The 23,515-nt window shown below is 59.1% G+C and carries 22 protein-coding genes; 12 read left to right on the forward strand and 10 right to left on the reverse strand.

Translation table 11 applies throughout. The annotated features are described in order from the left end of the window. Positions 1-43: 43 nt before the first annotated feature. Together V1471_RS11210 and aceB are read right to left on the reverse strand one after the other, a co-directional pair. Positions 44-1,654, reverse strand: a complete 1,611-nt coding sequence (locus V1471_RS11210) for an isocitrate lyase (protein WP_434288793.1) — start codon at positions 1,652-1,654, stop codon at positions 44-46. Between the two features lie 92 nt (positions 1,655-1,746). Next, entirely contained in the window at positions 1,747-3,363 is a 1,617-nt protein-coding gene (gene aceB, locus V1471_RS11215) for a malate synthase A (RefSeq protein ID WP_434288794.1), read from the reverse strand. 201 nt (positions 3,364-3,564) lie between these two features. On the opposite strand from aceB, the gene V1471_RS11220 reads away from it, so the two are divergent. Genes V1471_RS11220 through V1471_RS11230 form a run of 3 tightly spaced genes read left to right on the forward strand, consistent with a single transcriptional unit; the run spans position 3,565 to position 7,175 of the window. Beyond that, complete coding sequence (locus tag V1471_RS11220; protein ID WP_434288795.1) at positions 3,565-5,001, forward strand: helix-turn-helix domain-containing protein; 1,437 nt, start codon at positions 3,565-3,567, stop codon at positions 4,999-5,001. A gap of 30 nt (positions 5,002-5,031) precedes the next feature. Beyond that, entirely contained in the window at positions 5,032-6,120 is a 1,089-nt protein-coding gene (locus V1471_RS11225) for a DUF1852 domain-containing protein (protein WP_434288796.1), read from the forward strand. A gap of 26 nt (positions 6,121-6,146) precedes the next feature. Beyond that, positions 6,147-7,175, forward strand: a complete 1,029-nt coding sequence (locus V1471_RS11230; RefSeq protein ID WP_434288798.1) for a methionine synthase — start codon at positions 6,147-6,149, stop codon at positions 7,173-7,175. A 235-nt stretch (positions 7,176-7,410) separates the two neighbouring features. On the opposite strand, the gene V1471_RS11235 is transcribed toward V1471_RS11230, so the two are convergent. From V1471_RS11235 to V1471_RS11270, 8 genes are all read right to left on the reverse strand, one after another. Continuing rightward, a complete protein-coding gene (locus V1471_RS11235; protein WP_434288800.1) occupies positions 7,411-7,560 on the reverse strand; it encodes a hypothetical protein in 150 nt (49 codons plus the stop codon). 144 nt (positions 7,561-7,704) lie between these two features. After that, entirely contained in the window at positions 7,705-8,382 is a 678-nt protein-coding gene (locus V1471_RS11240) for a cysteine hydrolase family protein (RefSeq protein ID WP_434288802.1), read from the reverse strand. Between the two features lie 60 nt (positions 8,383-8,442). Then, positions 8,443-8,832 (reverse strand): VOC family protein, encoded by a 390-nt coding sequence (locus V1471_RS11245; protein WP_434288803.1) that lies wholly within the window; start codon positions 8,830-8,832, stop codon positions 8,443-8,445. 7 nt (positions 8,833-8,839) lie between these two features. After that, positions 8,840-9,829 (reverse strand): isopenicillin N synthase family dioxygenase, encoded by a 990-nt coding sequence (locus tag V1471_RS11250; RefSeq protein ID WP_434288805.1) that lies wholly within the window; start codon positions 9,827-9,829, stop codon positions 8,840-8,842. A 42-nt stretch (positions 9,830-9,871) separates the two neighbouring features. Continuing rightward, positions 9,872-10,762: an ABC transporter permease gene (locus tag V1471_RS11255; protein WP_434288806.1), complete on the reverse strand. Its 891-nt coding sequence runs from the start codon at positions 10,760-10,762 to the stop codon at positions 9,872-9,874. Beyond that, on the reverse strand, positions 10,759-11,874 hold the full coding sequence (locus V1471_RS11260; RefSeq protein WP_434288808.1) for an ABC transporter permease: 1,116 nt from the start codon (positions 11,872-11,874) through the stop codon (positions 10,759-10,761). The genes V1471_RS11255 and V1471_RS11260 overlap by 4 nt, the downstream gene beginning before the upstream one ends. Beyond that, positions 11,861-13,354: an ABC transporter ATP-binding protein gene (locus V1471_RS11265; RefSeq protein WP_434288810.1), complete on the reverse strand. Its 1,494-nt coding sequence runs from the start codon at positions 13,352-13,354 to the stop codon at positions 11,861-11,863. The genes V1471_RS11260 and V1471_RS11265 overlap by 14 nt, the downstream gene beginning before the upstream one ends. 2 nt (positions 13,355-13,356) lie before the next feature. Beyond that, on the reverse strand, positions 13,357-14,448 hold the full coding sequence (locus tag V1471_RS11270; RefSeq protein ID WP_434288812.1) for a BMP family ABC transporter substrate-binding protein: 1,092 nt from the start codon (positions 14,446-14,448) through the stop codon (positions 13,357-13,359). On the opposite strand from V1471_RS11270, the gene V1471_RS11275 reads away from it, so the two are divergent. The 9 genes from V1471_RS11275 (at position 14,447) to V1471_RS11315 (ending at position 23,254) form a co-directional block, all read left to right on the forward strand. Then, the gene (locus V1471_RS11275; protein WP_434288814.1) at positions 14,447-14,614 is read left to right on the forward strand and encodes a hypothetical protein; all 168 of its coding nucleotides are present in this window, start codon (positions 14,447-14,449) and stop codon (positions 14,612-14,614) included. The genes V1471_RS11270 and V1471_RS11275 overlap by 2 nt on opposite strands. An 857-nt stretch (positions 14,615-15,471) precedes the next feature. Next, on the forward strand, positions 15,472-16,335 hold the full coding sequence (locus V1471_RS11280; protein WP_434288816.1) for a transketolase: 864 nt from the start codon (positions 15,472-15,474) through the stop codon (positions 16,333-16,335). Continuing rightward, the gene (locus V1471_RS11285; RefSeq protein ID WP_434288818.1) at positions 16,335-17,315 is read left to right on the forward strand and encodes a transketolase family protein; all 981 of its coding nucleotides are present in this window, start codon (positions 16,335-16,337) and stop codon (positions 17,313-17,315) included. The genes V1471_RS11280 and V1471_RS11285 overlap by 1 nt, the downstream gene beginning before the upstream one ends. Before the next feature lie 114 nt (positions 17,316-17,429). After that, positions 17,430-18,500 (forward strand): glycerol dehydrogenase, encoded by a 1,071-nt coding sequence (locus tag V1471_RS11290; RefSeq protein ID WP_434288820.1) that lies wholly within the window; start codon positions 17,430-17,432, stop codon positions 18,498-18,500. A gap of 1 nt (position 18,501) precedes the next feature. Next, complete coding sequence (locus tag V1471_RS11295; protein ID WP_434288821.1) at positions 18,502-19,305, forward strand: SDR family NAD(P)-dependent oxidoreductase; 804 nt, start codon at positions 18,502-18,504, stop codon at positions 19,303-19,305. 108 nt (positions 19,306-19,413) lie between these two features. Further along, complete coding sequence (locus V1471_RS11300; protein WP_434288823.1) at positions 19,414-20,094, forward strand: GntR family transcriptional regulator; 681 nt, start codon at positions 19,414-19,416, stop codon at positions 20,092-20,094. Positions 20,095-20,352: 258 nt separating this feature from the next. Continuing rightward, a complete protein-coding gene (dctP, locus tag V1471_RS11305; RefSeq protein WP_434288825.1) occupies positions 20,353-21,351 on the forward strand; it encodes a TRAP transporter substrate-binding protein DctP in 999 nt (332 codons plus the stop codon). Positions 21,352-21,434: 83 nt separating this feature from the next. Continuing rightward, complete coding sequence (locus V1471_RS11310) at positions 21,435-21,965, forward strand: TRAP transporter small permease (protein ID WP_434288827.1); 531 nt, start codon at positions 21,435-21,437, stop codon at positions 21,963-21,965. Then, the gene (locus V1471_RS11315; RefSeq protein WP_434288828.1) at positions 21,962-23,254 is read left to right on the forward strand and encodes a TRAP transporter large permease; all 1,293 of its coding nucleotides are present in this window, start codon (positions 21,962-21,964) and stop codon (positions 23,252-23,254) included. Before V1471_RS11310 ends, V1471_RS11315 begins: the two co-directional genes overlap by 4 nt. The last annotated feature ends 261 nt before the right edge of the window (positions 23,255-23,515 follow it).

The raw sequence follows: 23,515 nt of genomic DNA on the forward strand, positions 1-23,515 counted from the left end.
AGGTGCGCATTCTAAACTGCACCGAAGCTACGCATTCATGGCCCTATTCCGCCGCGAATTGGTTCATGGTGTTGGCCGCGCCGCCCGCTTTCAGCGCCCGTTCGCCCCCGACCATTTCCTTGAACGTATCGCCAAGGTCAGAACCGACCTCGTGTTGGTGCTTGACCGCAGAGATGCCGCGACGGATTTCCTGACGCTGCACGGTCGAAACATAGGCCAGCATCTTGTCCTCACCGAAATAGCCCTGGCTCAGCTCGTCCATGGATTTCGCGGTGAGGTGGAAGGTCGGCAACGTGATCAGGTTGTGGAACACGCCCGCTTTCGTCGAGATGTCGAACTGGAAATTGCGCAGACGGTTGTCGGCCTCAAGCCCAAGCTCGGTGTCGTCGAAATCGGCCTTCATCAGCTCGTTGCCCGCCGGGTAATCGGCCTCCTTGATCTTGCCTTCTTCAATCCACTGATCGCGGACCTGTTTGCGCAAATTGAGCGTCCAGTTGAACGACGGCGAGTTGTTGTAGGTCAGTTTCGCATTCGGCACTTTCTCACGGATTTCATTCACCATACCGGCGATTTCATCCACGTTCGGCGTGTCGGTTTCGATCCACAAAAGATCGGCCCCGCCCTGCGACAGCGACGCGATGCAATCCTCGACCACGCGGGCGCGCCCGGTGTTCGGCTTGAACGGGAAAAGCCCGTTCGGCAGACGGCGCGGACGCACGAACGCGCCGCCCTGATAGAGCGCCAGCTCGCCCTCGGCGATCGGGTTCTCTTCGGTGATCTGTTCGGTGTCGAGCCATTTGATATAGTCGGACGCCAGATCGCCGGGGTGCCCAGAAACCGGCACTTTCTGGGTCAAACCGGCCCCGAGGCTGTCGGTGCGGGCGACGATCACGCCATCATCGACGCCCAGTTCCTCGAAAGCCAGACGGCAGGCACGCAGCTTCTCGATGAAATCCTCGCGTGGCACGGTGACCTTACCGTCCTGGTGGCCGCATTGCTTGGCATCCGACACCTGGTTCTCGATCTGGAGACAGCAAGCCCCGGCCTTGATCAGTTCCTTCGCCAGAAGGTAGGTGGCATGCTCATTGCCAAAACCTGCGTCGATGTCGGCGATGATCGGCACGACATGGCTCTCGAACCTGTCGATCTTTGCGATCACGGCGTTGCGCTCGTCCTCAGACGCCGCCAGCTTCAACTCCTTGAACAGATCGTTCAAAGCCACCTCGTCGGCTTGGCGCAGCGAGGTGTAAATCTCACGAATGAGGTCCGCCACCGCGGTTTTCTCATGCATGGACTGATCCGGCAGGTGGCCCCATGTGTTGCGCAGCCCGGCGACCATCCAGCCGGAGAGATAGACATAGGTGCGTTTCGTGGTGCCGTTCAGACGTTTCACGGACTTGATCATCTGCTGAGCATGAAACCCGGACCAGCAACCGAGCGACTGGGTGAACTTCGTCGCATCCGCATCATAGGCGGCCATATCGGCACGCATGACGGTGGCCATGTCGCGGGCGATGTCGAGATGGGTGTCATAGGTGTTCTGAATCCTGAGCTGAATGATGTCGTCGATGGTGACACCGCCTGCGGTCCGGCCGCCCGGGTAGCGGGCTTCAAGATCCTTGCGCAGCTCGGCATAGGTTTTGTGCTGTGCCATGATATATCCTCTCTGTGGCAGTTTGAGCAGACAGGCGGGCAAGCGCTTGGGGAGCGGCCCGCCAAAGGGGGAAAGCTGTGTAATCGGGTCCATCAGTCGAACGCGTTCAACACGTCATAGGCCGGGACCGTGATGAAATCGGGCATCTCGCGCGCCGTCACCGCTTCGTGCAAGAGGCGCAGCGCAGAGGCGTAATGCCCGCGGTGGAACCCAGCCGGGCCAATCCGGTCGAGAATGTCCGAAACCTCCGCCTGCAACAGCTTGCCGAACCACTCGGCGTCCATCTTGCGCGTACCGCTTCCGGCCAGCGCAACCTCCACCCCGTGACATATCCATTGCCAGAGCTGCGCGCGGCTGATCTCGGCGGTGGCCGCATCTTCCATCAGGTTGTGGATCGGCACAGCGCCCCTGCCCGACAGCCAGTGCGACAGGTATTCGAGCGCGACCGAGATGTTCATCTTCACCCCTGCCTCGGTGACCGTGCCCCGATGCGGTTCCAGAAGTTTGTGCTCGTCGATGCGGTAATATTGCCTTGGGCGTTTGATTTGATTGGCCTCCGGCATATGGCGGTCAAAGACCTCCATTGCGACGGGCACAAGATCGGGGTGCGCCACCCATGTACCGTCATGGCCCAGCTGCACCTCGCGCAGCTTGTCGGTGCGAACCTTGTCGAACGCTGCCTGATTGGCCTCAGGATCGTTCTTGATCGGGATTTGCGCCGCCATGCCACCCATGGCGTGAATGCCACGCCGGTGACAGACCTTGACGAGCCGTGCGGCGTAGGTCGCCAGAAACGCCTTGTCCATCGTCACCTGCGCCCGATCCGGCAGACTGTATTCCGGATGCGCGCGCAGCGTCTTGATATAGCTGAAAATGTAATCCCAGCGACCACAGTTCAGCCCGGCAATATGATCGCGCAACTCCCAGATGATCTCATCCATCTCGAAGGCGGCGCGCAGGGTTTCGATCAGCACCGTCGCCTTGATCGTCCCCTGCGGCAGGCCGATCCGGTCCTGCGCCCAAACAAAAATCGCATTCCAAAGCCGCGCCTCCCGATGGTTTTCCAGCTTCGGCAGGTAGTAGAACGGCCCCCGTCCGGTGTTATGAAGCTCATGCGCGTTGTGAAACAACGACAGGCCGAAGTCGAACAAGGCGGCGGGCATCGGCTGGCCGTCGATCAGCACATTGGCCTCTTCCAGATGCAGCCCCCGCGGGCGCACGATCAGCGTCGCGGTCTGTTCCGCCATGCGGTAGGATTTGCCGGTTTTCGGATCGTCGAAAGCCAGCGTGCCGTCACGGTAATCCATCAGGTTCACCTGCCCCGCAACCATCACATCGAAGCGCGGAGCAGAGGCATCCTCGAAATCCGCCATGAAAACCTTTGCGCTCGAATTCAGCGCGTTGATCATAATCTTGAGGTCCACCGGCCCGGTGATCTCGACGCGGCGATCCTGAAGCGCTTCCGGAACGCCCGCCGCCTGCCAGTCTCCGCGCCGAATGTCTCGGGTCTCGGTCAAATATTCCGGCAGATGGCCTGTGTCATAGCCGTGCTGGCGCGAGGCGCGGGCGGCCAAAAGCGTGCGCAGCGGTGTCGCGAATGCGGCATTAAGCGCGATGAGAAACTCCAGCGCCTCCGGCGTCAAAACGCGTTCCGCCCCCGCGACATCGCGCAGCACAAACGCCTTCGAGTGTGTCAGATCCAGAGCCATGGGCACCTCCCTCATGTCGGTTCAATGTTTTGTATGCATCGGTATGCGATTCCTGTAGTTAGACTAGTAATGTCATAAAAAATATCATTATCTATTTGTTATTAAATGGTTATATTGTAATTTTTGTAACTATTTTCATGGCCGATTTGTAATGTTGTCACGCCAGAAACGGCACACTGAGCTAAACGGGAGAAGCAAGGCATGAGCCAGAAAGGCGTCAAACTGAACATCGGAAACCGCCTCAAGGTGCTGAGAAAATCGCTTGGGCTGACACAGGCGCAGATGGCGGCGCAGCTCGATGTCTCCGCCAGCTACATCACCCTCATCGAGACGGATCAGCGCCCGGCCTCTGCGAAACTTCTGATGAAGCTCGCACAGGTCTACGACATGAACATCTCAGAGCTGGCCCCGGAGATCGACACGCAACTGACGGCAGATTTCGAGGCGGTGCTGAAAGACCCGGCGCTCGAACTGCCGCGCCTGCCGAAAAGCGAGATCGACGCCGTGCTGCAAGCTTCGCCCCGGATCGCCGCAGCTCTGGTGCGTCTGCAAGGCAAGCACACCGACGCCATGATGCGCAGCCAGACCGACGAGAACCCGCTCACGGATCGCAACAAGGTCGAAGTGCTGGGCCAGATCGCGCGCCCGGTGGAGCGGGTGCGCGACTGGTTCTACGCCAACAGCAACTACATCGCACCGATTGACGAGGCCGCCGAAGCTCAGGCCACCGACATGGCCTTGCATCGCGAGGAACCGCATGTCGCCCTCACCGAACGGCTGACACGCCATGGCATCCGCGTGCGCATCCTTCCGGCCAGCGTCATGAGCGGTGCGCTCAGGCGCTACGACCCGCACCGCAAGGAGCTGATGCTCTCCGAGCTTCTCACCCAACGCAGTCGACGATTTCAGATGGGAGTTCTGATCGCGCGCCTCGAACACGAAGGCCTGATGGATACGGTGATGGCGGACGCGGGCTTTGTCGAAGACTGCCAGAGCCTCGCCCGTGTCAGCCTCGCAAATTACTTCGCCGCCGCCCTGCTCATGCCTTACAAACGCTTTCTCGCCGCCTGCGAACAAGAACGTTACGACATCGAACTGATCGGTCACCGCTTTGGTGCGAGTTACGAACAGGTGGCCCATCGGATGTCCACCCTGCAACGGCCCGACGCGCGCGGCGTGCCGTTCTTCTTCGTGCGGATCGACCGGGCGGGAAATATCTCCAAACGCTTCAGCGCGGGCCGTTTCCCGTTTTCGCGCTTTGGTGGCACATGCCCGCTCTGGAACATCCATGGCGCTTTCGAGACCCCCGAACAGGTCCAGACCCAGATCATCCGCATGCCGGAGGGCGCAAGCTACCTGTCGATTGCCCGCACCGTGACCCGCGTGGGCGGCACCTATAATGCACCGGCACAGAAACATGCGATCGGTCTGGGATGCGACCTCTCCTATGCCGCGCGTCTGGTCTATGCCGACGGGCTCGATCTCGGGAGCACCGAACCGACGGACATCGGGTTGAACTGTTACCTCTGTGAACGCCGCAACTGCGCCTCACGTGCGCAAGCCCCGATCAACCGCAAACTCGCGATCAACGAACGCGAACGCAGCCTTGCCTTGTTCCGCTTCGAGGGGGAGCTCTGAGCCGGTCGATATGCGAGACGCGTCACCATTATGAAAATAATTCAATTTCATTCTGAAATATTATCATTTTTATTCATTATCAGCTTCAGGCATAGAGCCCTCATCGCTCCAAATAATTGCCAACATGAAGACGACAGCACGATGACCAAAGATTTTGCGTTCAAAGTTTCGACCCTTCGCTTCGACGAAACCTATCAGCCTGCGGACCATACCCGCCTGACCACCAATTTCGCGAATCTGGCGCGCGGGGAAAGCCGCGAGGAGAACCTGCGCCGGGCGTTGCGGATGATCGACAACCGGTTCAACACATTGGCGCATTGGGACAACCCCAAGGGCGATCGCTACACGGTTGAGCTCGATATCGTCTCCGCCGATCTGGATGTTGCGGGCAATGGCAACGACTTCCCGGCGATCGAAGTCCTGAAAACGACGATTCTGGACCACAAGACCGGCGCACGCATCGAAGGCATCGTCGGCAACAGCTTTTCTTCCTATGTGCGCGACTATGATTTCAGCGTCCGTCTTTTGGAACACAACAAAGGCCGGTCCCAATTCAGCGTGCCGGAAGATTTTGGCGACCTTCACGGCAAGCTCTTCAAGAGCTTTGTGAATTCCAGCGTTTACAAAATGCATTTCAGCAAACCGCCGGTCATCTGCCTCAGTGTCTCACACAACAAGATCTACCACCGGACGACGAACCAACACGCTGTTCTGGGGATTGAATACCTGCCCGACGACACGTCTCTGACCGAAGCCTATTTCGAAAAGATGGGCCTCCAGGTGCGGTATTTCATGCCGCCGAACAGTGCGGCTCCGCTGGCCTTTTTCTTCTTCGGCGATCTTCTGAGCGATTACAGCGATCTTGAATTGATCAGCACCATCAGCACGATGGAAAGCTTTCAACGGATCTACCGCCCCGAAATCTACAACGCCAATTCGGTGGCCGGCGAATATTTTCAGCCGAGCCTCCAGCATCAGGATTATTCCCTCACGCAGATTGTCTATGACCGTGAGGAACGCAGCCAGTTGGCGGTGACACAGGGCAAATTTACCGAAGAGCATTTTATCAAGCCGTACCACGCCATCCTGACGGAATGGTCCGCGCAACACGCCCACTAAAACAAACACGCACAAGGTCGTTTCTCATGAACAAACTGCTCCCCACCTCGACCGCCGGCAGCCTGCCGAAACCCTCCTGGCTGTCTGAGCCGGAAAAACTCTGGTCGCCCTGGAAACTCGAAGGCGACGCTCTGGTCGAAGGCAAACAGGATGCGCTGCGCGTCACGCTCATGGAGCAGCAGGTCGCGGGCATCGACATCGTCAGCGACGGCGAACAAACCCGCCAGCACTTTGTCACCACCTTTATCGAAGGCCTTGAGGGCGTCGATTTCGAAAAACGCGAAACCGTCAGAATCCGCGACCGCTATGACGCCAGTGTGCCCTCCGTCCTTGGTGCCGTGTCACGCCCGAAATCCGTCTTTGTCGAAGATGCCAAATTCCTGCGCGGCCAGACCAAAGCCCCGATCAAATGGGCCCTGCCCGGACCGATGACCATGATCGACACGCTCTATGACGGCTATTACAAAAGCCGCGAAAAACTCGCCTGGGAATTCGCCACAATCCTCAACGAGGAAGCCAGAGAGCTTGAGGCGGCAGGCGTCGACATCATCCAGTTCGACGAACCCGCCTTCAACGTGTTCTTTGAAGAGGTGAACGACTGGGGCATGGCCACTTTGGAACGCGCCATGGAAGGTCTGAAATGCCAGAAGGCCGTCCATATCTGTTACGGCTATGGCATCAAGGCCAATACCGACTGGAAAAAAACGCTGGGCTCGGAATGGCGTCAATACGAAATGATCTTCCCGAGCATCCAGAAATCCAGCGTCGATCTGGTCTCCCTCGAATGCCACAACTCGCATGTTCCTCTGGACCTGATCGAACTCATTCGCGGCAAGAAGGTCATGGTCGGCGCCATCGATGTGGCGAACAGGACCGTCGAAACCCCTGAGGAGGTTGCCGACACCCTGCGCAAGGCGCTTCAGTTCGTGGATGCCGACAAGCTTTACCCCTGCACCAACTGCGGCATGGCCCCGCTGTCGCGTGACGTGGCGCGCGGCAAGCTGAACGCACTGAGTGCCGGAGCGGACATCATCCGCCGGGAGCTCTTGGACTGAGCCGCGCAGCCAGACGAACGCCTCTCGACATGGAGAATAGGGCTACCCTCCTCCATGGCACACGGGCTTGATGCCACACGGCAAGAGCCGCGGCGCGGTTCAGCGTGAAATCGTCTCGGCCATAAAGCCCTCGCTCGTGGCAGAACAGATTGCAGACGGCAGAAGGAACGGCAGGAAACAGCTTTTCGTCTCAAGCGAAAGCGAACCTGACCGGAACTTCTGCCGCGTCAGCCGGTTACGTCACCATCGCGTCATGCCCCTTGTCCGGCAAGTCCACCTGTGCAAACCCCATCGCTTCGGCACGCTCGGCCATCGCCATGTCATGCGGGCGCCGCGAACAGAGCACATAGCTCCCGCGCACTGCATCCCAGATCCCCTCCGGCACATCGCCCCCCTGGCCGGAGGATTGCCGTGAAGGTCTCGCGCCATGCATGGACACAGAGCACTGAGCCGCCCCGGCGCGACAATCATGAACGCGCCAGGCACCCGGAGCTTGAGAGTCCTTGAGTTTGGCCGTGCTTGCCAGCCGTTACGCGGACCAAATGCGCTGAATTTCCGCGGCCTTCAAAACCACGCCGACATGCAGCGAAACCATCTTGAGGGCGGCCTCTTCCATCTCTGCGTTCGATCCCGCGACAAGGTCCTCGGCAACGCAGACACGGTATCCGAGGTTTGAAGCGTCAAAGGCTGCATTCAACACGCAGCAATCGGTCATGCCGCCATTCAAAACCACGCGTTTCACGCCCATCGAGCGCAGAAGGAAATCCAGATCCGTGGCAAAGAACGGCGACAAACGCCGTTTCGTCAGCACCTTGAGGTCCTCATCGAGAACTTCGGTACAAAACTCGGTCCAACGCGAGCCCTCAAGCGCATGTTCTCCGATCCCGGGCAGCGGATCGGCATAATATTCGACCAGAGTGCGCCACGCCGCCGGATGTCGACCTTTGAGATCGTCCTCCCCGGTTTTGCGCAACGTCGAGCGCACATGGATGATCGGAACACCGAGAGCGCGGGCCGCCCTGTGGAAGTGGTTGACTGGCTCGATGATCGCCCGCCCCCGGGGCGCCGGACAGGGGCACATCGGGTCCTCGCTCAGATGCCCCTCGTGCATGTCGATGGAGATCACCGCCGTGTCGGGCCGGTCGACCCAGTTGCGAAACACCTCATCGGGCAGGTCCTTTTCGATCCCGTAAACACGCGCTTTCATGAACTTTCCTTGAAAAAAGAGACGGCGCGAGGTCTCCCCCCGCGCCGTCTGTGTGAGCCATTAAGGGGTGGTGCAGGCCAGACGGATCGCATTGCCATCCGGGTCGCGCAGAACCGCCATGTACCAGTTGTAATAGGTCATGAACTGCTCCTGCACGAGCGTACCGCCGCGGGCGAGGGCTTTCTCCAGACAGGCGTCCAGAGCCTCCTTCGTGTCGCAACGGAAGGTGAAGGCGGTCTGGTCATGCTCGCCCGGCATCCGTTGGTCGAGGCCAAGCATCTCATAGGCCGCCAGTGCCGAGAAGCCGACCATGACCTCCCCGGACAGGTAGCCCCGGAACACATCCGAACGCAGGTCTTCGACCTCGGGAAGATCGAAGACGTCGCGATAGAACTCCGACAGCGCGATGAACTCCTCGGAGAACAGGCTGACTTGCATCAAAAGATTCATGTCGTCCTTACTCCGCGGCCGTGCCGAAGGATTTTTCGAACTGCGCCCGCAGGTGCTCACCCGCCGTCATCGACGGATGAACCGCCTTGCCGTCGTGCTCAAAGATCGTCGGCGCGACCTCCACCTTGTAGAAATATTCCGGGTCGACGAAGGTCGGGCAGGAATAGCGGGTCTTGTCTGAATGGTTGTTCAGCACGCGGTGCATGGTGGCCTTGTAACGGTCGTTGGTGATCACCGGGAACATCTCGCCGAGGTTGACGACATAGGCGCCGGGGATCGGCGGGGCGGCAAGCCATTCGCCATCGGCGCTGCGCACTTCGAGGCCGCCGATATCGTCCTGAAGCAGCAGGGTCAGAAGACCCCAGTCCGAATGCGCGCCCGCGCCGAGCTGGTTCTTGTCGGCGTCTTTCGGCATCGGCGGGTATTTCAGGATGCGGCAGTAATGCAGCGGTTCTTCCAGACCCTTGGCGAAATAGTCTTCCGGCAGTTCCAGAGACAGGGCCACGATGCCCGCAAGGTGACGGCCAAGCTCGATCACGCGGTTGGCATAGGCTTCGTATTTTTCCTGAAACTCCGGGAAAGCTTCGGTCGGCCATTGGTTGCGACCCGTGCCCGGCACGTTCAGCTTGGTGTAGCGGTGGTTCTCGTCGGCATCGACGGAGGACATGAAGCCTTCCTTGAGATCGGGCGGGGAGCCTTCGTCAAGGGTCTGGGCCGCCATCGGCTCATAACCGCGGGTGCTGTCTTCGTTCTTGGAATCGAGCGGCAGTTTGACGTCGAGCGGCAGATCGAAGAACTCGGCCGCGAGTTTCAACTGCGCGTCCATCACCTCCTGCGGAATGCCATGGTTCTTGATGTAGAAGAACCCCGGGTCGATACAGGCCTTCTGGATTTCCCAGGCCACGGCTTTGCGCTTTTCGAGATCGTCGGAAAAGCTGTCGGTGAGGTCGATCACCGGCACGAAAGTGGCCGGTTTAGGCGGTTCGTAGAGGATCATGTCTTTTTCCTTTGTCAGACCTGAGTTGGAATCGAACGGCGCTTAATCACGCTCTTCTCGAATATGGTGGCGGCCCAGGGCCGCAGGTTGCGACCAGCTGTCCGTCCCGCGTTTGGCGGTCCAGACCATGACGGCCAGGGTCGCAAGATAGGGGGACATCTGGAGAAAATATTGCGGCACGGAGAGCCCCGCGGCATTGACGCGCGGGATCAGCGCTTCGATGCAGCCGAACAGAACCGCGCCCGCAAGCGCGCGCCAGGGCTGCCAGCGGGCGAAGATGACAAGGGCAATCGCGATCCAGCCACGCCCGCCCACAACACCGTCGACCCAGATTTTGCTCACGGCAACGGTCAGATACCCGCCCGCAAGCCCCATCAGCGCCGCCCCGATCACCACGGCGGCAAAGCGCACAGCGGTCACATCGATGCCTGCGGCATCGGCAGCACCCGGATTTTCGCCCACCGCCCGCAGCGACAGACCGAACCGGGTGCGGGCCAGAACCCAAATCGTGCCAAAGCACAGAAGCGGGGTCACAAAGACCAGAATATCCTGTTTCAGAACAAAGGAACCAAGCCCGGCAAAGCCCTGATTGGTCCATTTCTCTGTCGTCGCGATATAGCTGGTGAGCGCTTGCGCAAAGAACACCAGCGCCAGCCCCGCAATCACATGATTGATGCGCAGAGTGACCGCCAACACCGCGAACAGCACTCCCATGACCGCCCCGGCGACCATCGCGCCCCCCAACGCCAGAAGCGGCGGCGCGCCGCTCATCGTAAACCCGACACCGGCCAGTGCACCGGCCAGCATGAACCCTTCGGCCCCGAGGTTCAGAACCCCCGCACGTTCGGAAAAGATCAGCCCCAAAGCCGCCAGTGTGAACGGTACGGCAAAGCCCGGGACATTGATGATCCAGTTTGCAAGGAACTCCATCATGACGCGCTCCGCCAATGCATACGGTAGGTGAGGAAGAATTCGGAGGCCGCGACACAGATGATGAAGATCGCCTGCGTCAGACGCACCACAGAGAAGGGCGTGCCAAAGAACACCTGAAGGCTTTGACCGAGCTGGATCAGCACCGCCATGAAAAACGCCGTGACCAGCACTCCGATCGGGTGGTTGCGGGCGATAAAAGCGATCAGCACGCCGTTGAACAGATAGCCCGTGTGGAAATCCTGCGTCATGCGGCCTTCGATCCCCGCAGAGATCACGAACCCCGTCAGCCCCGCCGCCGCCCCGGACCCGAGGATCGCCGCCCGGGACAGACCCGCGACAGGCAGGCCCATCGCCCGCGCCATGTCGCGGTTGCTCGACAGGAAATCGAGGAAATATCCGAACCGGCTGCTGGAATAGAGCCACCAGAGCGCCAGCGCCAGCAAACCGGACAGCGGCAGCGCCCATGTCAGGTTCTGCCAGCCCAGTTGCGGCAGACGCTCGAAGGCCTCGTATTGTTCGGAATGCGGGAAGGAGCTGACCGGGTCTTTCCAGCCGCCATAGAGAAGATGCAGCAGCAGGTTGAACGCCACATAGTTCAACAGCAGCGTCGTAATGACCTCGTTCACCCCGAGCCGGTTCTTCAGAAGCCCCGGCCCTGCGATCCAGAGCATGCCCCCCAAAGCGGCGGCGATGGCCATCAGCGGCAGGCGCGTCGCTTCGGGGCCGACATCGAAAATCGCGATGGCCGTGGCAAAGATCGCCCCGAGGATCATCTGGCCTTCGACGCCGATGTTCCAGAAATTCGCACGAAAGGCGATGGCGCTGGCAAGCCCCGCGACCACCAGCGGCGCCATCAGCGCCAGCACGGACCCAAGCGCGCGCGGCGACGAAAAGGCGGTGTTCGAGATTTCGCTGAACAGATCCGCAGGTGCCACGCCGGAGAGCGCCAAAAGTGCGACCGAAAGGACGGCGGCCACCGTCAGACTGATCACATAGACGGACAGCCTGCGCATCTCGGTGACGGTCTGCCGGGGTTCGAGGATCGGGATCAGGCGCAGGGGATGCCGCGTCTGTTTGGTGTCTTTCGACACCGCCTGTTCATTCAGTGCCATGTGATACCATTGCCTGGCCGATCTCGGCGCGGCTCACCGGTGCGGTGAACTGGCCCGAGAGGCGGCCGTCATTCAAGACGCCTACGCGGTCGGAGAGGAGAAGGATTTCATCCAGATCTTCGGAGATCAGGATGACAGCGGCACCCGCATCGCGGGCCTCGCGCAGACGATCGTGCACAGCGGCCCCCGCCCGCACATCGAGACCGCGCGAAGGCGAATGCGCGAGCACGACACGCGGCCCACCCTGAAACTCGCGGGCGATCACCAGCTTTTGCGCATTGCCGCCGGACAAAAGCCCGGCACGTTGTTTCAGATGCCGCACGCCCTGCACGTCGAAGGCCGCGATGGCCGCTTTCGCATCGGCGCGCGCCTTGGCCCGGTTGACCCGGAACCAGCTGCCGTAGCGCCCGGCAAGAACGCCGCTGACGGCGAAATTGTCGGTGATGCCGATGCGGCTGGCCAGCCCATAGCGATAGCGATCCACCGGAATGGCGGCAAACCCCGCGCGGCGACGCTGGCGTGCGTCGCTTTCGGTGACGTTATGACCGTCCATCCAGACGGTGCCTTCGGTCGGCATCCCGAGACCCGACAGAATATCGGCCAGTTCGTTCTGCCCGTTCCCGGCCACGCCCGCGATGCCGTAAATCTCGCCCGCATGAACCTCGAAATCGAGCCCCGTAAGCCCTTTGCGCCCGTTCGCGCCGGGCATTTTGACGCCGTTCATCCAGAGCATGCGCTTGCCGATATGCTCTGCGGGCTGCGGTTGTTCCACAATCCGTTCGCCGACGATCAGCGTCGTCAGGCTGGCCGGGTCCATCTGGTCCGGCGTCGTTTCGGCAATCACCTTGCCCTGCCGCAGCACGGTGATCCGGTCGGAATGATGGAGCGCCTCATGCAGCTTGTGCGTCACCAGAACCACGGCGGCCCCGTCATTGGCGAGCCCCCGGATCAGCTCCATCAGCGCCAGCCCTTCCTGCGGGGCGAGCACGGCGGTTGGCTCATCGAGGATGATGATTTTCGCCCCCGCCACGAGCACCTTGAGAATTTCCAACCGCTGCTGCTCGGCCACGGCCAGCGCGCCGACGCGGGCGTCGAGATCCAGATCGAACCCCATGCGCGCCGCAAGCGCCTTGGCCGTTTCAGCGATCTCCGCCGTGGAGCGGGCCGGATTGAACAGTTTGATGTTTTCGAGAACGCTGAACGCGGGCACCAGTTTGAAATGCTGATGCACCATGCCGATGCCGCGCTCCACGGCGTCTCGTGTCCCAGACAAGGCCACCGGCGCGCCATCGAATTCGACGGCGCCTTCATCCGGCGCATAAAGCCCGCAGGCCACGTTCATCAGCGTGGATTTGCCTGCACCGTTCTCGCCCAGAAGCGCGTGGACCTCTCCGGAACGAACATGGAAGTCGACGTCTTCGAGGGCCGCAAAGCCCCCGAAGCGTTTCGTCACCGATCTGAGCGCAAGGGCTGCAGTCATTCTCATTCGCCCCCGGTCACACCCGGCACGAACCAGTCCATAGCCCAGAGATCGCCATCGGACATCACCGCGCCTTCCGCAACACGTTCCGTACCGTCACGGTCGCTGAGCGGGCCTGCGAAGATGTTGAGCTCGCCTGCGATGATCGCGTCACGGGCTTCCATCACCTGCGCTTTCAGCTCGTCGCTCACCGCATCGCCACAGCAGGCAATATCGGTGCCGCCATCGGCAATCCCGAGGAACGCGCCGTAAGGTGCCGCTTCCCAGGTGCCGTCCGCAGCCGCTTTGATCTCGGGCTCAAGGAATTTCTCCCAGGTCCAGATCGAGGAACATTGCGTCGCGGCAGAGAACTCGCTCAGGTCGCGGTGGTGACCGGTGCCGTAAATCCCCGCTTCGGCGGCGACAAGCTGCGGCGTCGCGGTGTCGACGTGCTGGCCAACGACTTCGACCCCCTGCTCGATCAACGCTTCGGTGGCGGCGCGTTCCTTGACCGGATCGCCCCAGGCGCCGGTGAAAACAACCGTCAGTTCCGCATCCGGGTTCACCTGACGCGCGCCCATCAGATAGGCGTTGACCGTCCAGTTCACCAGCGGGAACGGGTTCGCCGCGACGAAACCGATCTTGCCGGTCTCGGCCAGACCGCCCGCGACCATGCCGCAGAGATACTGGCTTTCATAGGTCCGGCCATAGACGGATTTCAGGTTGTCGCCATTGGTGATGCCCGCCGGGTTGATGAACAAAATTTCGGGATATTGCTCTGCCAGTTCCTTGAACGTGTCGGAATAGCCGAAAGCGGACCCAATGATGATATTGGCACCGCGATCGATAAACAATTCGGCCGCCGGACGGATCGCCGTCGCGCTTTCCGGGATTTCTGCCGCCTGCGGAATGCGCAGATCGAGCGCGGTTTCGAGTTTCTGACGGGCTTCGTCGATCGATTGCGACCAGCCACCGTCATTTGTCGGACCATAGAGAATGACGGCCGGTTTGGGATCGCCAGTAGCCTGCAATTCAGCAGATGCAGGCTGGGAGAACGCAGATGTCAGTGCTATGGATAAGGCAGCACCGCGCAGTACGTGATTTAGAAGATTCATGAGTCTGTCCCTGTTGCTTGGCTTTTCGCTGGCGGGCTTGGTTCTCGACCGCTCTCAGAAAGTCAGTTTGGTGATCGCAAGTTTTGCCACCGCCGCACGATTGGACGCTTTCCTGACATTAACCATGCGTCAAGCAGCACCGCTGAGATTCGCGTCCCTCGAATAATTTTTTTTCATTTGGTCAAAATAATTGCAGGCAAATTCTCCATTCGCTTTCGAAAGGAGCAATTGCAGGAGGCTTATCTGGCTTTCCCGTTATCCTGAGAGGCCGAGCAAAAAGTGAACCGCACCGGGTTTGCCGGAGGCTCCAACTCTTGAGCAGGATGGAGCATCATGAACAAAACAATGAACACGTATTCACTTGAAGTCCGCGCACGCGCAGTGCGGATGGTTCTCGCTGGCAGGCCATCATCTCGATCGCCCTGAAGCGCCGCCTTGCTGTCGCAGGCTATGCGGCGCGCTCTTGCGAACCGCCCCCTCACCCGGACTGACACATCATAGTGGGCGATCAGATCGAACTCAGAACGAGCAGCTCCCAGATATCAAAGAAGAGCAAGCGGAATTGCTGCGACCGTGAATATGGTATTGCGGTTTGATGTCGGCCAGAGCTGGATTGAGATCGCAAGCCGACGACAGCGACCATCCAACCTTGCCACACCAGAGGAAGCTCTGGTTGCGCAGTTGATCGCCGATCATTGGAGATCATCCCGCTGAAGTCAACACGGCGAAACAAGGCCCCGAGCATCAGCCTTACCCCGCCCGCCATGTTCGGGCAAAGCGTCGAGGATCTCCGGACAGCTCCCGCACGCGCCGTCCTTGGCGCACATCATCGCATCATGATCGAACCGCCAAGACAGCATGACCTTCTTCCCCACCGCATCAATGATGTTTGCGGTGCGGAGTTCGCCGCAGATCGCGAATTATTTTATATCATATATGATGCATGATTATTGACGAAGCAGCTCTCTTTCGATAGCTCTTGCAAGAAATGTGCCGTCGGCACGCTTGATTTGGGAGGCTGTCATGACTGAAAATACTGATATTTCCACAGAGCAGATTGCGCTGCTGGAAGACCGCGCGCGCTTTGTCCGGTTGGAAACCATTCGCTTGATCGAAATCGCCAAGGTGGGGCATTATTCCTCGGTCTTTTCCTGCGCCGAGATTTTTGCATCGCTCTATTACGATGTGATGTCGATCAATGACGATCCGACCTGGGCAAACCGCGATCGTTTCCTCATGGGCAAGGGCCACGCCGCCGTCGGCTTGTTCCCGATCCTGGCTGACAAAGGGTATTTCCCGACAGAATGGCTGGACACCTACACGCGTCTCGGCAGCCCGCTGGGAGATCACCCGGACATGCGCAAAGTGCCGGGAGTGGATTTCAGTTCCGGCTCGATCGGACATGCGCTGTCGAATGGTCTCGGCATGGCGCTTGGCGGCAGAATGCAAGGGCAGGACTTCGACGTCTTCGTCATGTTGGGCGATGGCGAAATGCAGGAAGGTCAGGTCTGGGAGGCCGCTCTCTCTGCGGCATCGCACAAACTTTCCAATGTGATTGCGATTGTCGACCGCAACGGGTTCCAGCTCGATGGCGAGGTGGACGAAGTGTTGGCCATTGAGCCGCTCGACGACAAATGGCGGGCCTTTGGCTGGGAAGTGCATGTTGTCGATGGCCATGACATCGTGGCTCTGACCTCGCTTCTGCGGAAGGTGAAGGCAGACAAATCCCGTGACAAACCCTGCTGCATCATTGCCAAAACGGTCAAGGGCAAGGGGATCGATTACATGGAAACCGAACCCGGATGGCACCTTGGATACCTGTCGCCCGAGGATGGCGAAAAGGCGCGTCAAACCATTTTGAACACCAAAATCACGGGAGCGATGTGATGAGCTCAATGGCAAAACTCAGTGCAGACAGCTGGCAGTACCGCGAAGTCAACACCCGCGCCCCGAGCCTGTCGGTGCTGGCCGACACGCTGAACGAACTGGCCGATGCGGGGCATCCGGTGGCGGCCGGGACCGCAGATTTGCAATATTCGAACGGGCTTGTCGGCTTCGCGCAGAAACACCCTGACCGCTTCGTGCAATTCGGGATTTCAGAGCAGAACATGGTATCTGCCGCAGCGGGGATGGCGACCACCGGAATGATCCCCTATGTCGCGACATTTGCGTCTTTTATCGGCCTTCTGACCTGTGAACAGATCCGTATGGATGTGGCATATTGTGCCCAGCCAGTGCGCCTGATCGGGCACCACACGGGGATTTCCATGGGGTTCTACGGCACGTCTCACCACGCAACCGAAGATATTTCCACGATGCGTGCGATTGCCGATCTGACCGTCGTGTCGCCGTCCGACGGGGCACAGTTCCGTCAGTTGTTGCGCCAGTCCGCCACCTATCCTCAGCCGATCTATTTCCGCATCGGGCGCGGTCATGATCCGAAGGTTTATGAGGCGGATGAGCCATTCGAATTTGGCAAGGCCAAGATTCACGGCATCGGAGATGACATCACGATCATCGCCTGTGGCATGGCCGTTCATGGTGCGAAAGAGGCCGTAGCCGCCATGCAGGCCAAAGGGATTTCCGCAGGCCTGATCGACATGCACACCATCAAACCGCTGGATGAAGAGGCGGTTCTGGAGGCTGCGCAAAGGTCCCGGGTGATTTTGACGGTCGAGGAACACAACATCCTTGGCGGTCTTGGTTCAGCCGTTGCGGAAGTGATGGCAGAGGCCGCGACGGGCGCACGCCTCAAACGCCACGGCATCATGGATGAATACGCGCTGATTTCTCCTCCGCGGCGTCTCTACGCCCATTACAAACTGGATGCCGCCGGCATTCAGGAGGTTGCTGAAGGGCAGCTTTGAAAGACGCCGTTTGAAAGGCGGGGCTACGGCTCCGCCTTTCGCTCAGACATCACTTACCCGTTGCGCCGAGGTGGAGACAGGTCTGGTGCAGACGGGTCGCAAGGGAGGAATTTCATGATCGTTTTTGGTGCACCGCGCCGTTACATTCAGGGGCCAGATGCGCTCGACGCGCTCGGCAGAGAAATTGCGCCGCTCGGCAAGCAGGTCGCTTTTCTGGCCGATGACATCGTCATGGGACTTTGTTTCAACCGGGCCCGCGCAGGGCTTGAGGCGGCAGGGTGCTCTGTCATGCCTGTCCTGTTTCCGGGCGAAATCACCTATGATATCGTGAAGACCCTGACCGGGGCGCTGTCAGAGACGCCGATCGATGTCATCATCGGTGCAGGCGGTGGCAAAACGCTCGATGCGGGAAAGCTGGTGGCGCGGGATCTGGGCTGTGCCTTCGTCTCCTTGCCGACCGTTGCGTCGAACGACAGCCCCACCAGCCATGTCTCCGCCGTTTACGATGCCGACCATCGTTTAAGTGCCATCGAGCGTTGTCCGTTCAACCCGGATCTCGTTGTCGTCGACACCAAGGTTATTCTGGGTGCCCCCAAAGTGCTTTTGTCTGCGGGAGTTGGCGATGCCATCGTGAAACTTTTCGAAGTGGAGCAATGTATGGCGTCCGGTGGTCTGAACGTGTTTGGAGCCAAGGCTCCATTGTCGGCTCTGGCGCTCGCACGGACCTGTTACCAGACATTACGAAGCTTTCTGGTTCCCGCCTATGCCGCCTATGATGCAGGGGAGGCAACACCGGAGTTTGAAGCGCTTGTCGAGGCGACCGTGCTGATGAGTGGCCTGGCGTTTGAAAGCGGAGGTCTGTCGGTCAGCCACGGCATGACGCGCGGGTTATCCGCTGTGCCCGGAATAGCCGATGCGTTACATGGGCATCAGGTTGCCTATGGTCTTCTGGTCCAACTCGAACTCGAAGACCGTCCGCCGGAATTCATGGCAGATATGCGCGATTTTTATCGGCTGGCAGGTCTGCCGCTCAAACTTGCGGATATGGGGGGCGATACCCGCAACAACAGTCTGATCAAGACGATCTCCGACATATCGGCGGAGGCGTCGCACATGAAAAAATTTCACCGCAATGTCTGTGCAAAAGACATTGCCGACGCAATCCACCGCATTGAGGCTGCATAATATGGTTACGCTTTCACAATTCTCTCTTGAGGGGCAAGTCGCCCTCATCACCGGCGCCGGACGCGGGATCGGCTTTGCCTTCGCCCGTGCCTTGTCCCAAGCTGGCGCACATGTCCTGATCAACGATCTCAATGAGGACACCGCCCGCGCCGCCTGCGCGCAGTTGATCGCAGAAGGCGGACAGGCCAGCCCGGCGGTGTTCGACGTCACCGATTTCGACAAACTGGACGGTATTGTCGACGATCTCGTGGCAACTCACGGACGCTTGGACATCCTGATGAACAATGCAGGCATTCTGATCCGTGCGCCGATCGAGGATCACCCGATGCGCGATTTCTGCCGTGTCATCGACATCAACCTGAACGCGGTTTACGCCATGGCACGTGCCTGTGCCCGGCCGATGAAGGCGCAGAAACGCGGACGGATCATCAACACCGGATCGGTGATGTCGATTTCATCCCGTCCGGGGGTGATCTCCTATACCGCCTCCAAACATGGTGTCCTTGGGTTGACGCGCGGTCTGGCGGCGGAACTGGGGCCGGACAACATCACGGTGAATGCCATCGGTCCGGGCTACATCCTCACGGAAATGAACCGCCATGTGCTTGGCACAGCTTTTGAGACCAGCATCAGCGACCGAACCCCCATGGCACGCTGGGCAGCCCCGGAAGAGCTTGGCGGCACAGCCGTGTTTCTGGCCTCCGATGCCGCAAGTTTCGTGACCGGGCAAATCCTGATGGTGGATGGCGGGCTGACAAGCAATTCGCTTTTGGTCGAAAGCGCGAATCTCGGGGCCTCCAGTTGAACTGAGGTTGCACCTCTGGCATACCTTTGAAAAGGTATATGATATTTCATGAGCGCCATGCAGTCATGTGTGGCGCTGGCCAGTTGTGTCATCTGTGGAGAGCCCCAAATGGGAAAAAAGATTGTCAGGCAGAATTTATCGGCTCAACTGTACGAAAATCTGCGATTGTCGTTGATGAACGGGCAATACGAGCCGGGACAACGTCTGACAATTGCCGGGCTGGCCGAGGAATACGGCACATCGATCACCCCTGTACGTGAGGCCATCTTTCAGCTTGTCAGCGAGCGGGCGCTTGAGATGCGTGCGGCGACATCTATTTTCGTGCCCCGATTCGACACCAGACAACTGATGGACATTCAGGCCGTGCGTTTCGAACTTGAGGGCCGCGCCGCCTATGAAGCCGCGGGACGCATCACCCCCGATGAAATCGCACATCTGCGGGACCTGCACATGCGCTTTGTCGACGCAGCCAAGATCGATGCCGCCGCCGCCAGCATCCTCAACCGCGATTTCCATTTCGCGTTGCTGCGTATGTCGGGCATGCCGATCCTTGAAGGTGTCTGCGAAAACATGTGGACACTGATTGGCCCGTTTCTACGCATGTTCCACATCCGAATGCCATTGCGTGACATTATTGCCGACGATCACAAGCATAACGATCTTATGGCGGCGCTGGAGGCTGGAGACCGCGAACGCAGCAGGCTGGCCATTCAGGAGGATATCCTGTGGGCCGAAAGCCTGATCCGGCGCATGGGCGACGACCTCGAAAACGCCGCTTCAAACGACTGAGACACCGGCTTTGACCGATCTGTTTGCACCTCTCGTGCAAACAGGCCCCGGCTTGTGCCCGGGGCAGGCGCCATGTCTTGCTTTGGCCCCGCATCTCCCCCGTACTGTCATTTCATTTGAAAGCCCGGAAAATTGCGTTTTTCGGTCGTAGCGGTTGACACCACACGACAATCATGCATCATATATCTTGCATTATGGAGGACAGTGCGGTGACCCTTGTTTCATCGCATGTATGTGAGGACTAAAGGGAGGATCCAAATGACTCTGACACGCAAAGAATTCCTGAAAACATTTGCCTTGGGTGGGGCGGCTGCCATGACGGGGCTCTCTGCCCCGGCCATTCTGCATGCCCAAACCCCGACACTTCTGCGGCTCAACCTTGTGGTCAACAATCAGGACCCGACCTTCGCCATGTGGCAGGATTTCGGCAACCGGATCGAAGAAGCCTCCGAGGGCACTCTCAAGGTCGAGGTCTATCCGAACGAGCAGCTTGGAAAGACCGTGGACATGATCGAGGCGGTGTCACGCGGCGCGCCGATCCTGCAAGACGGCGATCCGACGCATTACTACAATTATGTCCCCGAATTCGCCTCGATGATGGCGCCGTTCCTGTTGCAGAAACCCGATGACATCGTCACCCTCTGGAATTCCGATCTGGTGGCCGGATGGGAAAAGACGCTTCAGTCCAAGGGGCTGCGGGTTTTGACGATGACCTATTTCGGCACCCAGCAATTGTTGTCTGCCCGTCAGGTGCATGTACGTGACGATACCGCAGGGATGAAAATTCGCAACGCTCCGACCAAAATGTGGAACGAGGTCGGACGTGTGCTCGGCGGCAATATCACCAACACCGCCTTTTCCGAGGTCTATTCGGCGCTCAGTCAGGGCGTCGCGGACGGTGCCTTTGCCCCGCTTCCGATGCTGTATGCCTCGCGGTGGTACGAAACCCAGCCCTATATCTCCCTGACCGGACATCTCATGTCGATCACGTCGATCACGATGTCGCAGGCACTCTATGAAAAGCTGCCGGAACCGGCTCAGCGCGCGCTGGATGAGGTCGGGCGCGGCTATACGGCCATCCGCCAGCCCCAGATGGAAGCGGTCGAACTGGAATACCGCAAAAAACTCGAAGACGCCGGGATTGTCTTCAACGAGGTCGATCGTGCATCCTTCATGGCGGCTGCGGCGGACACGCCCAAACAGTTCCCGGAATGGCGCCCTGATCTTTACGAACAGATCAACAAAATCCTCGGCTAAATCATTGCCACTGCGCCTGGATCGCCCCTCGGGCGATCCTTTCGCGTTTCAATCCCCCAAAATCTTCGAAAGGGAGGCATTTTGTGTCTAAGACATATAAAACACGTCTTGGCATGATGCTGGACCATGCTGAGCTCTATGTCGCCAGTGTGTTTTTCATCCTCATGCTGGCAGTCGTGGTGTTCAATGTGTTCCTGCGTTTCCTCTTTGGCCAAAGCATCCTGTTTACGGAAGAAATTGCCTATTTAGGGTTCACTTGGTCGACGTTTGCCGCGGTGGCATGGCTTTACAGAACCAAGGCGCTGATCTCTGTCGACATCTTCTTTCTGCTGCTGCCCGCCAGCCTGCGCCGGGTCTTGTCGGTTTTGATGGATATCACGCTGATCCTCGCCAACCTGTGGTTTTGCCGGCTGGCCTGGGTGCTGGCGTCCGGTGGTTTCCTGCGAAAGACACCGGTTCTCGAAATTCCCTATTTCTGGGTCAATCTCGCGCCGCTTCTCGCCTTTGGACTGATGGCTTGCTACTCGGTGGCCCACCTCATCCACGGTTTCACCCATCCTTATGTTCATGACGATGAGCATGATGCCGAAATGTATCAGGACAGCTCTCTATGACCTTTCTTTCATTCCTGCCGATCCTCCTTTTGTTCGTGCTGTTCGTGCTGCGGGTGCCGATTGCAATGGCATTGCTCATCGCAACGGCCGTCTATTTCGGGGCGATCAACACCTTCATGCCACAAGAAACCATGATCCAGACCATGGTCGCCTCCATGGAGAGCTTCCCCTATCTGGCGATCCCGTTTTTCACCTGTGCGGGGGTGGTCTTCAACTATGCCGGGATCACCAGCCGCCTCATGGGGCTTGCTGAAATGCTCTTTGGCCACATGCGCGGCGGCATGGCTCAGGTCAATGTGGCGCTCTCTGCAATGATGGGCGGGCTGTCCGGCTCTGCCAATGCCGACGCGGCAATGCAGACCAAGATGATCGTGCCCGAAATGGAAAAGCTCGGCTATAACCGTGCCTTCTCAACCGTCGTGACGGCCGCGTCGGCCTGTATCACGCCGATCATTCCGCCGGGCATCATTCTGATCCTCTATGCGCTGGTGGCCGATGTCTCCGTTGCCAAAATGTTCATGGCGGGACTTCTGCCGGGTATCATGCTCTGCGTGCTGTTGATGATCACGGTCGCTCTGGTGTCACGTAAAAAAGGCTATGCCCCATCGCGGGCCACCCGTGCCAGCTTTCGTGAAATCATGCGGCACATGGGCAAGAGCATCTGGGCCTTGCTCCTGCCTTTCGGCATCATCATGGGGCTGCGTTTCGGGGCCTTCACCCCGACCGAAGCGGGTGCCGTTGCCGTGGTCTATGCCGTGTTCGTCGGCGCCGTGGTGTATCGCGAACTGAAATGGCATCACACCTGGCGCATCCTGGAGGAATCCGTCCTTGCGACAGCAGGGGTCATGTTCATCATCTGCGCGGCCAATGCTTTTGCCTCCTACCTGACATGGGAAAGCATTCCGGCGACCTTTTCAAACTTCCTGATCGGGTCTGTCGACAATCCGATCGTACTCTTGCTGATCGTGAACCTGCTGTTGCTGCTGGTCGGGTTCTTCTTTGAGGGAGGCTCCGCGATCATCCTGATGACGCCCTTGCTGCTGCCGGTTGCGACGCAACTCGGCATTGATCCGGTGCATTTCGGTATCGTCATGGCGGTCAACCTGACCATTGCAGGGTTTACACCGCCGGTCGGGACGATGATGTTCATCACCATCTCGATCGCCAAGGTGAAAATGGAGGACTATGTCCGTCACGCCATGCCGTTCTTTGTGGCGCTCATCATCGCTTTGCTGTTGCTGACGCTTCTGCCGGGGATTTCCCTCTGGCTGCCCGATCTGTTTCTCTAGAAGAGAAATGCCAGAAGCACATATGTCATGCTGGCCGCCGGGACCCCCGGCGGCCAGTTGTGATTTCGGGGCGCATCACCCCGACGGCCAAGCATTACCTCACCGTATCCCAGAGATAGCCTTTGCCTGTTTGTCTGGCTTTCCGCTTGGTGTCAGTCTTTGGCCACCAACTCGGGAGAACAAAATGAACCGTTTTAAGACTGAGATCGGCGGTGCAAAAGCCGGCCACGGAAGCGGCGGAATAATTCGGCCGCAGACGGA

The organism is Celeribacter sp. SCSIO 80788 (genome assembly GCF_051054295.1).
GTDB lineage: Bacteria > Pseudomonadota > Alphaproteobacteria > Rhodobacterales > Rhodobacteraceae > Celeribacter.

What these genes read in the sequence shown, in the direction of transcription:
- V1471_RS11295 (WP_434288821.1), top strand. Translation starts at nt 18,502, where the DNA reads ATGGTTACGCTTTCACAATTCTCTCTTGAGGGGCAAGTCGCCCTCATC.
- V1471_RS11275 (WP_434288814.1), top strand. Translation starts at nt 14,447, where the DNA reads ATGAGTCTGTCCCTGTTGCTTGGCTTTTCGCTGGCGGGCTTGGTTCTC.
- V1471_RS11300 (WP_434288823.1), top strand. Translation starts at nt 19,414, where the DNA reads ATGGGAAAAAAGATTGTCAGGCAGAATTTATCGGCTCAACTGTACGAA.
- aceB (WP_434288794.1), bottom strand. Translation starts at nt 3,363, where the DNA reads ATGGCTCTGGATCTGACACACTCGAAGGCGTTTGTGCTGCGCGATGTC.
- V1471_RS11280 (WP_434288816.1), top strand. Translation starts at nt 15,472, where the DNA reads ATGACTGAAAATACTGATATTTCCACAGAGCAGATTGCGCTGCTGGAA.
- V1471_RS11230 (WP_434288798.1), top strand. Translation starts at nt 6,147, where the DNA reads ATGAACAAACTGCTCCCCACCTCGACCGCCGGCAGCCTGCCGAAACCC.
- V1471_RS11225 (WP_434288796.1), top strand. Translation starts at nt 5,032, where the DNA reads ATGAAAATAATTCAATTTCATTCTGAAATATTATCATTTTTATTCATT.
- V1471_RS11260 (WP_434288808.1), bottom strand. Translation starts at nt 11,874, where the DNA reads ATGGCACTGAATGAACAGGCGGTGTCGAAAGACACCAAACAGACGCGG.
- V1471_RS11240 (WP_434288802.1), bottom strand. Translation starts at nt 8,382, where the DNA reads ATGAAAGCGCGTGTTTACGGGATCGAAAAGGACCTGCCCGATGAGGTG.
- V1471_RS11315 (WP_434288828.1), top strand. Translation starts at nt 21,962, where the DNA reads ATGACCTTTCTTTCATTCCTGCCGATCCTCCTTTTGTTCGTGCTGTTC.
- V1471_RS11265 (WP_434288810.1), bottom strand. Translation starts at nt 13,354, where the DNA reads ATGACTGCAGCCCTTGCGCTCAGATCGGTGACGAAACGCTTCGGGGGC.
- V1471_RS11210 (WP_434288793.1), bottom strand. Translation starts at nt 1,654, where the DNA reads ATGGCACAGCACAAAACCTATGCCGAGCTGCGCAAGGATCTTGAAGCC.
- V1471_RS11270 (WP_434288812.1), bottom strand. Translation starts at nt 14,448, where the DNA reads ATGAATCTTCTAAATCACGTACTGCGCGGTGCTGCCTTATCCATAGCA.
- V1471_RS11220 (WP_434288795.1), top strand. Translation starts at nt 3,565, where the DNA reads ATGAGCCAGAAAGGCGTCAAACTGAACATCGGAAACCGCCTCAAGGTG.
- V1471_RS11255 (WP_434288806.1), bottom strand. Translation starts at nt 10,762, where the DNA reads ATGATGGAGTTCCTTGCAAACTGGATCATCAATGTCCCGGGCTTTGCC.
- V1471_RS11285 (WP_434288818.1), top strand. Translation starts at nt 16,335, where the DNA reads ATGAGCTCAATGGCAAAACTCAGTGCAGACAGCTGGCAGTACCGCGAA.
- V1471_RS11250 (WP_434288805.1), bottom strand. Translation starts at nt 9,829, where the DNA reads ATGATCCTCTACGAACCGCCTAAACCGGCCACTTTCGTGCCGGTGATC.
- V1471_RS11245 (WP_434288803.1), bottom strand. Translation starts at nt 8,832, where the DNA reads ATGAATCTTTTGATGCAAGTCAGCCTGTTCTCCGAGGAGTTCATCGCG.
- dctP (WP_434288825.1), top strand. Translation starts at nt 20,353, where the DNA reads ATGACTCTGACACGCAAAGAATTCCTGAAAACATTTGCCTTGGGTGGG.
- V1471_RS11290 (WP_434288820.1), top strand. Translation starts at nt 17,430, where the DNA reads ATGATCGTTTTTGGTGCACCGCGCCGTTACATTCAGGGGCCAGATGCG.